The sequence below is a fragment of the uncultured Campylobacter sp. genome (assembly GCF_938045595.1).
Classification (GTDB): domain Bacteria; phylum Campylobacterota; class Campylobacteria; order Campylobacterales; family Campylobacteraceae; genus Campylobacter_B.
Map to the genome: position 1 here is coordinate 1 of NZ_CALIBB010000114.1, position 8,028 is coordinate 8,028.

At 45.4% G+C, this 8,028-nt stretch carries 8 protein-coding genes, 1 tRNA gene and 1 pseudogene; 7 read left to right on the forward strand and 3 right to left on the reverse strand.

The features are described from left to right. The 3 genes from Q0340_RS04580 to Q0340_RS04590 all read right to left on the reverse strand — a co-directional run. Nucleotides 1-275, reverse strand: a 275-nt coding sequence (locus Q0340_RS04580) for a histidine phosphatase family protein (RefSeq protein ID WP_298082354.1), incomplete at its 3' end; no start/stop codon positions are given. A 44-nt stretch (nt 276-319) separates the two neighbouring features. After that, nucleotides 320-877, reverse strand: a complete 558-nt coding sequence (locus Q0340_RS04585; protein WP_298082355.1) for a rhomboid family intramembrane serine protease — start codon at nt 875-877, stop codon at nt 320-322. Between the two features lie 709 nt (nt 878-1,586). Further along, nucleotides 1,587-2,222 carry an NlpC/P60 family protein gene (locus Q0340_RS04590; protein ID WP_005870540.1) on the reverse strand — a complete coding sequence of 212 codons (636 nt, stop codon included), beginning with the start codon at nt 2,220-2,222 and terminating at the stop codon, nt 1,587-1,589. A gap of 124 nt (nt 2,223-2,346) precedes the next feature. Between Q0340_RS04590 and murA the strand changes: the two genes are divergently transcribed. From murA to Q0340_RS04625, 7 genes and pseudogenes are all read left to right on the forward strand, one after another. Next, a complete protein-coding gene (murA, locus tag Q0340_RS04595) occupies nt 2,347-3,615 on the forward strand; it encodes a UDP-N-acetylglucosamine 1-carboxyvinyltransferase (RefSeq protein WP_298082356.1) in 1,269 nt (422 codons plus the stop codon). Between the two features lie 233 nt (nt 3,616-3,848). Then, nucleotides 3,849-5,030: a molybdopterin molybdotransferase MoeA gene (locus Q0340_RS04600; RefSeq protein WP_298082357.1), complete on the forward strand. Its 1,182-nt coding sequence runs from the start codon at nt 3,849-3,851 to the stop codon at nt 5,028-5,030. 61 nt (nt 5,031-5,091) lie between these two features. Further along, nucleotides 5,092-5,166: transfer RNA gene (locus tag Q0340_RS04605), tRNA-Gly, on the forward strand. 76 nt (nt 5,167-5,242) lie between these two features. Then, nucleotides 5,243-5,797, forward strand: a complete 555-nt coding sequence (locus tag Q0340_RS04610; RefSeq protein ID WP_298082358.1) for a UbiX family flavin prenyltransferase — start codon at nt 5,243-5,245, stop codon at nt 5,795-5,797. Beyond that, nucleotides 5,797-6,273, forward strand: a complete 477-nt coding sequence (gene coaD, locus Q0340_RS04615; protein ID WP_298082359.1) for a pantetheine-phosphate adenylyltransferase — start codon at nt 5,797-5,799, stop codon at nt 6,271-6,273. The genes Q0340_RS04610 and coaD overlap by 1 nt, the downstream gene beginning before the upstream one ends. A 43-nt stretch (nt 6,274-6,316) precedes the next feature. Beyond that, on the forward strand, nt 6,317-7,405 hold the full coding sequence (locus Q0340_RS04620; protein WP_298082360.1) for a hypothetical protein: 1,089 nt from the start codon (nt 6,317-6,319) through the stop codon (nt 7,403-7,405). 538 nt (nt 7,406-7,943) lie between these two features. Beyond that, nucleotides 7,944-8,028, forward strand: a pseudogene (locus Q0340_RS04625) (dTMP kinase); the annotation flags it as partial.

Consider the following 8,028-nt stretch of genomic DNA (forward strand, 5'->3'; position numbering starts at 1 on the left):
ACAAACTTTGCCAAATCCCATAAGCTTGCGTCGTATAACTCTCGCAATGACGCTACCCTTTTTGTCGCATCCAACGCATTAGCGATAATTTGCGCCGTATGGAGTGCGCGTATAGCCGAGCTTGTAATAATTAAATCAGGCGTAAGTCCCAAGCTACGCAGCTTTTCTCCGAGTTTAATTGCGCAAAGTTCGCCCACTTGGCTTAATATCCGCTCAAAATCGCTTCCGTTGCCGCTTTGCGCCTCGGCATGTCTTATAAAATATATCCGTTTCATCTGCATCCTTTCACAAAATTTTATGTATAATTTAGCGTTAAATTCTACAAAATTCTAAATTTTTTCTGGATCATTCCAAAGCCATAACCGACCACGAATCCCGCTATGTGCGCATACCACGCCACATTTATGCCCATTAGCATCGGTGCAAAGCTCATTATCAAAATCGCGATAAAAATCCCGCCCGCATTGCGTTCATCAAAATAAGCAATCACGCCTAAAAGCACGCAAATAGCGCCACTAGCGCCTACGATATTGACGATTTCTCCCATGCTCATGGCATAACGGATATAAATCAGACACAAAGCGCCGCTCAGCAGCCCGCCTACGATGTAAAGTAGCGTAAATTTTATCCCACCGAACGCTCGCTCTAAAATCCCACCGAATTGATATAAAACCGCCATATTCATCACTAGATGCATCACTCCGCCGTGCATAAAAAATGAACTTAATAGCTGCCACGGCATCCCCTCGAAAAAATATGGATTGAGCCCAAAAAATAGATAGGACTTAAAGCCAAAAAAATATTCTAATGCGAATGAAATCACGAAAAATAGGATATTCGCCGCGATGATCGCGAGAGTAAATTTGCCTGTTTGCATGAAACTCCTTAAATTTTTCACGCATAGTAGCAAAATTTTGATTAAATTAAAGGCGTCGTGTAATTTTATAGGCTCGAGATAAATTATAGATAAGCTAGTATCAAAATTTTGGCAATAGTTTTAGTTGCAAGCGCCTTAATAAATAGCTGCGCTAAAATTTAGATCGTAAATCTTTTTTAAAACTTTACGGAATTCATAGAGTTTATCCGACGTAAATTAAAAAGCAAACACACTGTAAATTTAAAAACGATAAAATTGCAGTTATATGAAGCCATTTTGTAGAATTTTATATAAAATTATAAGTATAATTTTACTAAGAATAACAAAAATTTGAGTTCAAATTAATTTCAAAATAAATTTTAGAGTAAATATTTTAAATCCTTATTATATTACGCGTTAAAAATGCTAATTTGATTTGCCATAACAGCATCAAAGTGAATTTTTATTCATAAGTTTTTACTGTAAGAGCTAAAAACCATAAAATTCTAAAATTTGATTAGAATTTTAGGAATTTAATAAATTCTGCAAAGCTAGGTCACAGCTAGAATTACAAGCGAAATTTTATCTGTAAAATTTCGCTTGTAATTCTAGAGCCTAGATCAAACCGCCGCGAATTTTTAAAAGGTCTAACGAAATTTCATAAAATCTAATAAATTCCAAAAGTTATAAGAAATTTTTCAAAAAATACGGCGAAAGAATTTTCAAAATTCTAGTTATTCACCCGTCCGTATCCTGCGAAGCGGTTCGATGCTAGGCAGCTTATGCGGTCTTTACCGCAGCGCACGATATAGCTATTTTCCATCTTTTGCCCCGCTACATGGACGTTTTTCTTATTTAAATTTACGAAGTCCGCTTGATTTCTACCACGAGTATTGTGGACGAATTTCACGCGACCATCAGCATAGATCTCACGCACGATACCGATATGGCTGATCTCGTTATTGACCTTGCCTTTGTTAGAACGCAAGGTGTTTTGAAAAAACACCAAATCCCCCACTCGCGGCGTATTGCTGAGTAAATTTTTACGGCTGTAATAATTATATATTGCTTGGGATTTGCGTCCGTTTGTGAAGTATTTCGGCAGATCTTTTGAGTTAAAAAATAGATCATCGTATTTATCATTTAGCACGGTGATAAATCCGCTGCAGTCCCCTCCCGCGCGAGTGCCGGTGTAATCGTCCACAGATGCGATTAGCGGGCGGTTAAACTCGCTTCCTGGCACCGAAGTTATTCCTTCTTCATGATCGTTTAAGACATACGCTTGCTGGCTGCCAGCAGACGGGGCTTTTGAGGAGCAACCGACCAGCAAAAACGCACCCAAAGCGCAAATAATTAGTTGTTTCATATAAAAATCCTTATAAAATTATGTAACGATTAAATTTGGGCGTAATTTTAGCGCTCAGTGGTAACAAAATGGTAACTTTAAAGCTAAATTCTGTATAATCGCCGAAATTTTATACGGAGAAATCATGCATTATCTACGAATTAACGGGGGCAAAAAACTAAGCGGTAGCGTCAAAATAAGCGGCGCAAAAAACGCCGCACTGCCGCTCATAGCTCTATCTATCCTTTCAAAAAACGAAGTCGTAATTAAAAATTTACCCGCAGTTTCCGATATCCACACGCTAATTCAGCTGCTTTCAAATTTAGGCGCAAAGTGCGAGTTTCTTGACGCCAATATCGCCAAAATCGATCCGTGCGAGGTAAACTCGACTAAGGCAATCTACGACATAGTACGTAAAATGCGAGCTTCGATCCTGGTGCTGGGGCCGCTTTTAGCGCGGTTTAGACACTGCGAGGTAAGCCTTCCGGGGGGCTGCGCGATCGGCGCAAGACCGATCGATCTACACCTTAGCGCGCTTGAAAAGATGGGTGCGGAGGTTAAGATCGAGCAGGGTTACGTCGTTTGCACCGCAAAAAAGGGGCTTAAGGGCGCGACTATAAATTTTGACAAAATTACCGTCACAGGCACCGAAAATATCGTAATGGCGGCGGCCTTAGCAAGCGGCACCACTCATATCATAAACGCGGCAAAAGAGCCTGAAGTAATAGCCGTTTGCAACGCATTAAAAAGCGCAGGCATCGACATAGAGGGCATCGGCACGAACGAAATCCTCATTAAAGGAAGCGGCGGCGAGCTTTTAAGCTTGAACGAAATTTCGATCATTCCCGATCGCATCGAGGCGGGCACCTATCTGTGCGCAGGCGCAATCACGGGCTCTCGTATCACGATCACGCACGCTTGCGCGGCTCATCTTGGCGCCGTGCTTGCAAAATTTGAAGATATGGGCTTTAAATTTGAAATTTCAAACGGCGGCGAGGAAATAACGATCCTGCCCGCTTCAAAGATCAAACCAGTTGAGATCATCACAAGCGAATATCCGGGCTTTCCTACCGATATGCAGGCGCAGTTTATGGCGCTGGCGTGTGTAGCCACGGGCGTCAGCACCATCGACGAGAGGCTTTTTGAAAACCGCTTCATGCACGTAAGCGAACTTTCGAGAATGGGCGCAGATATCCGCCTAAACGGACACATCGCGACGATCAGCGGCGGCAAGCTAAACGGCGCGGACGTTATGGCGACCGATCTGCGAGCTAGTTCGGCACTCGTTTTAGCCGCTCTTGCGGCGCGCGGCGAGAGCAAAATACATAGAATTTACCACCTAGATCGTGGATATGAGAGGCTGGAAGCTAAGCTTGGTGCGCTTGGTGCGGACATACAGAGGCTGGAGGAATGAAGACTTCGGAATAAAAAACTTGTGCAAGCAAGCTCGCGGAATTCTACGAGTGATATGTTTTAAAATTTTAAGCAACGCTCGCATTAAAACAAGACAAGTTTGAGCCCATAAAATTTCGCGCATTTATTTGGGTAAATTTTGCTTTGCAAGCTTTGGCGCAACATAAAATTTAAGACCACGCGAGATATTAACTGCGCAGATTTTAAATGTAAAAATGATAAAAAGGACTTAAAATGATAGGAATAAATGAGGCTATAGCTTTGGCTACGGCTAGAATCACATCAAGCAAACAAAGCGAAAAGGTACCTCTTCCCAGCGCTCTAGGTCGCATCCTTTCTAGCGATATTTCTGCGCTTAAAAACCTGCCCTGCTTCGATAATTCGGCGCTTGACGGCTATGCCTACGCGGCGGGCTTCAAAGACGAAGAGCTAGAGATCGTAGAGCCTACGATTTTTGCAGGAGATGAGAAATTCTACGAAATCAAGGCTACGCAAGCGCAAAAGATAATGACCGGCGCGCCAATGCCTGCGGGCGCGGACTCTGTCGCGAGGCTAGAGGATGTAGACACGCAAGGTGGAACTCTAAAAATCCCTGCTTCCGTTCATGCCCACGACGGCTTTCGTAAAAAAGGCGAGGAGGTGCGCGCGGGCGAGCTTTTATTGCACCGTGGCGAAATTTTAAACCCTGCCAAAATCATGCTTCTTGCTGCGCAAGGAATTTACGAAGTGGACGTTTACGCGCGTCCTAAAATCGCCCTATTTTCCAGCGGAAACGAGCTAAAAGAGCCGTGGCAGAGTGCGAGCGAGCGCGAAATTTATAATGCCAACTCTAGTGGTATTGCTGCATTGCTGCAAAAATACGGCTTTGAAAACGAGTATTTAGGAATTTTAAAGGATGATTTTAGCGCGGTATGCGAGGCGCTAGACGCTGCTACGCGTAAATTTGACGTGCTAATTACCAGCGGTGGAGCAAGTGCTGGGGAGGCAGATTTTATGCAAAGCGCTATGAGTGAACTTGGATTTTTGCAGGCTTTCGATCACATTGATATCAAGCCCGGCCGCCCCAGCAAGTGCTTCGCAAAAGACGGCAAATTCGTCTTTGCAATGGCGGGCAATCCGATGGCCGCTTTCGTGCTTACGCGCGCAGTCATACTGCCGATCCTATTTAAGCTTAGCGGCGCAAGCGAGGCTTTTAGCGCAGAAGCGGCGATCTATGCCAAGCTCGCAAGCGATCTGAAGCTAAAAAGCGGCAGAATAAATTTAACCGTAGGCGCATATGAAGGCGGAGTTTTTACGCCTATGCCGTCGCCTTCTGGGCGCATCAGGCCGCTGGCTGTGGCATCGCATTTTTTCTTGGCTGATCCCGAATGCGACAAAGTTCTCGCTGGAGAAATCGTAAAAATTTATGAAATTTAAGCGAGAAATTATTGACAAATGAAAATTTATAGGCTACAATCGCGTTTTATTTTTACCGCATGCGGGAATAGCTCAGTGGTAGAGCGCAACCTTGCCATGGTTGATGTCGCGAGTTCGACTCTCGTTTCCCGCTCCATTTCAACTTCAAATTTTAAAATTCTTTCCGCCGCGTTTGTTTTTAAACTGCAAAATTTCGATATGAAAGCCTTGAAATGAGAATTTTAGTTTGCATAAGCGGCGCCAGTTTTTGCGAGATCGGGCTTGATCTTCTTAAATTTCTTGCTAACTCACCGCATGAAATTCACGCCGTGCTTACGCAGGGCGCGCGCCACGTCCTGCGCGCCGAAAGCGGTATAGACGCGGACGAGACTTTAAAATCCGCGGAATTTAGGAGCGTAAAATTTTATCCTGACACCGATCTGAGCGCGCCGCCCGCTTCAGGATCCTTCGGCATTGACGCCACAATCTTTGCGCCCTGCTCTATCGGCTCTTTGGCTAAAATTTACGGCGGGCTTTGCGACAGCTTAAGCACTCGCGCTGCCGCAGTCGCGTTAAAAGAGCATAAGCGGCTGGTTCTTGGCGTGCGTGAGATGCCGCTTTCTGCGATCAGCCTGCGACAAATGAGCGAGCTAGCCGCGCTCGGCGTCATCATCGCTCCGCCCGTGATCGCGGGCTACTGCGGCGTGCAAAATTTAAAAAATTTCATAATCGGCAAGTGGTGCGACGCTCTGGGCGTGCAAAACGAGCTATTTAAAAGGTGGCAATAATGCAAAACTCAAGAAAATGTATCTATCCGGGCACTTTCGATCCTATCACGAACGGCCATCTGGACGTCATCAAGCGTGCACTGGGGCTTTTTGATGAAGTCATCGTGGCAGTCGCGCTAAACGAGAGCAAAAAGCCCTACTTCAGCCTAAAATCCAGACTAGAGATGGCGCAAGCCGCGACACGCGGGCTTCGTGGCGTGAGCGTGCAAAGCTTTGATAATCTACTCGTGGATTTTGCTAAATCTTGCGGCGTGCGCTTCGTAATCCGCGGGCTTCGCGCGGTTAGCGACTTTGAGTACGAGCTGCAGATCGGCTATGCAAACGCCTCGCTATGGGAGGAATTTGAGAGCGTGTATTTGATGCCGACGCTCAAAAACGCCTTCATCTCAAGCTCGATCGTCCGCTCCGTTTTGAGCCACGGCGGCGACGTCAGCAGGCTCGTTCCGAGAGAAATTTTGGAAATTTTAAAAAGATAGCTCGCGGCTAAATTTAAAATTTACAAACTGCACGGGAGATAAAATGAACGAAACAATAGATGAGATAGAAAAACTGCGAACGTTTTTAAAAAGCGCGAGAAATGAATACAAAGCCCTAAATGAAATAGCCGAAGCGCAGGTCGCAAGCAGACGCTGGGCATCAGATCAGTATCTAAATTTAGAGCCGTTTTATTTCGAATATAACCGCTTCTTTAAGGGCAAAATTTTAAAAGCTAAACCAAAAAAGATCGCAAATGCCTACGAATACGGCTTTGACGCGCAAGATCGCGTCGTTTTTGAAAGACAACATGACGATAAAAAATCTTCCTGGGATAATTTGTATTTTTGGGGGCGGGACGAAGTTTTAAAATATCATTTCGGTTGCTATAACAAAAGATGCGTAGGATGCTTCAATATAAAAAGATTTATCTATGAAAATGGCGAGCTAAAGTCCATCTACTCGGCCTTTGACAACAACGCCTATGGGATAGAAAATTTTACTTACGAAGGCGGCAAGCTCGCACAAAGACGGAAACATGTAGAACACCCTCGCGCAGGCAGAAGGAATGACGTAACAAACTATGAATTTGACGCAATGGGCGAGCTAAGCTTAATAATCGAAAATGGTTATGTGCGCTATCAAAAGCCGGATAAGGATATGAGCTACAAAAAGCTCTATGAGCTCGCCGCGCAGAGGCTGCTGCCAGCGATTAAAGAGACGATCAAAAAGCACGCGCCCGACTGCAAGCTCTACTGCATAAATTTAGCTTGCGACAATAGGAGTTTGCCGCCAATCATCGGATTCGGCTCGCAAGAACAGCGCGCGCAGTGGCTTGCACGAAAGGACGGCTGGCTTCTTTGGCTCGTTCCTGATTACGAGTTTCGAGCCGAAGTCGAAGTAGACTACGAAACGGCGAAAATTTTCGATCTTTTCAATCAGGAAACGCAACTAAATGATAAATATGCGCAGGCTAAAAAGCTTATTTGGTGGTGCGTGAAGCAGCTTAAAGCAGATCTTGGCGAATTTGCGCTCGATATGACGGAGGATTTTACGATCACGGCTACCGATTGCGATCTTGGCGATCTGAGGAAAGATTTCATAGCGATAAATCCCGAACCGTCAGGCAAATAAGGGCAAAATTTAAAATTTCATCGTCGCGATTTTGTCACTGCACGCAGCACTCGCCCGCCCGCGCCGCTAGGCAACATACCCTATCTGCATGACGCTCTCTGCTCCTCAGCACATGCCCTATATCCGCCTGAAGTACCGCCCATTCCGTCTAACGCCATCCGCTTCGCAAAGCACATATCCTGCTATGTATAATGGCGCCCTACCTCGCCCGACGTGCCATTCTATCCGCACGGCGCGCCGTTTTTATCGGCTGACGCCCTACTCCGCTCCGCTCAGTACGCGCTCCGTAAGCGCAAATTTACTCGCTAGCTGTTTATGCGGCTCGTCCCGTGAGCGCTAAATTTAACCGCGAGCCGTGCCGCAAATAGCATGAGCCAGGCAAAGCGCCCGATAAAATTTTACGCCTAAAGATAAAAAACGGCTCGTACAAACTCGCGCAAAAGCCCGATTTGGAGGCGAAATTTAGCGTTCGGCTATTTAAAAAAGCCGCTATTTAGCTACAAGCTTGTAAAATAGCGCACAAATTTAAAGGCGAAAAATGTATGTAATATTCGAAGGTATCGACGGCGTGGGCAAAAGCACGCAGATAGCGCGACTGGCGGCGGCTTTTCCGCAAGCGATCG

Bases quoted from the DNA above. Each gene is read 5' to 3' on its own strand.
- Q0340_RS04600 (WP_298082357.1), top strand. From the start codon at position 3,849: ATGATAGGAATAAATGAGGCTATAGCTTTGGCTACGGCTAGAATCACA.
- coaD (WP_298082359.1), top strand. From the start codon at position 5,797: ATGCAAAACTCAAGAAAATGTATCTATCCGGGCACTTTCGATCCTATC.
- Q0340_RS04585 (WP_298082355.1), bottom strand. From the start codon at position 877: ATGCAAACAGGCAAATTTACTCTCGCGATCATCGCGGCGAATATCCTA.
- Q0340_RS04620 (WP_298082360.1), top strand. From the start codon at position 6,317: ATGAACGAAACAATAGATGAGATAGAAAAACTGCGAACGTTTTTAAAA.
- Q0340_RS04610 (WP_298082358.1), top strand. From the start codon at position 5,243: ATGAGAATTTTAGTTTGCATAAGCGGCGCCAGTTTTTGCGAGATCGGG.
- murA (WP_298082356.1), top strand. From the start codon at position 2,347: ATGCATTATCTACGAATTAACGGGGGCAAAAAACTAAGCGGTAGCGTC.
- Q0340_RS04590 (WP_005870540.1), bottom strand. From the start codon at position 2,222: ATGAAACAACTAATTATTTGCGCTTTGGGTGCGTTTTTGCTGGTCGGT.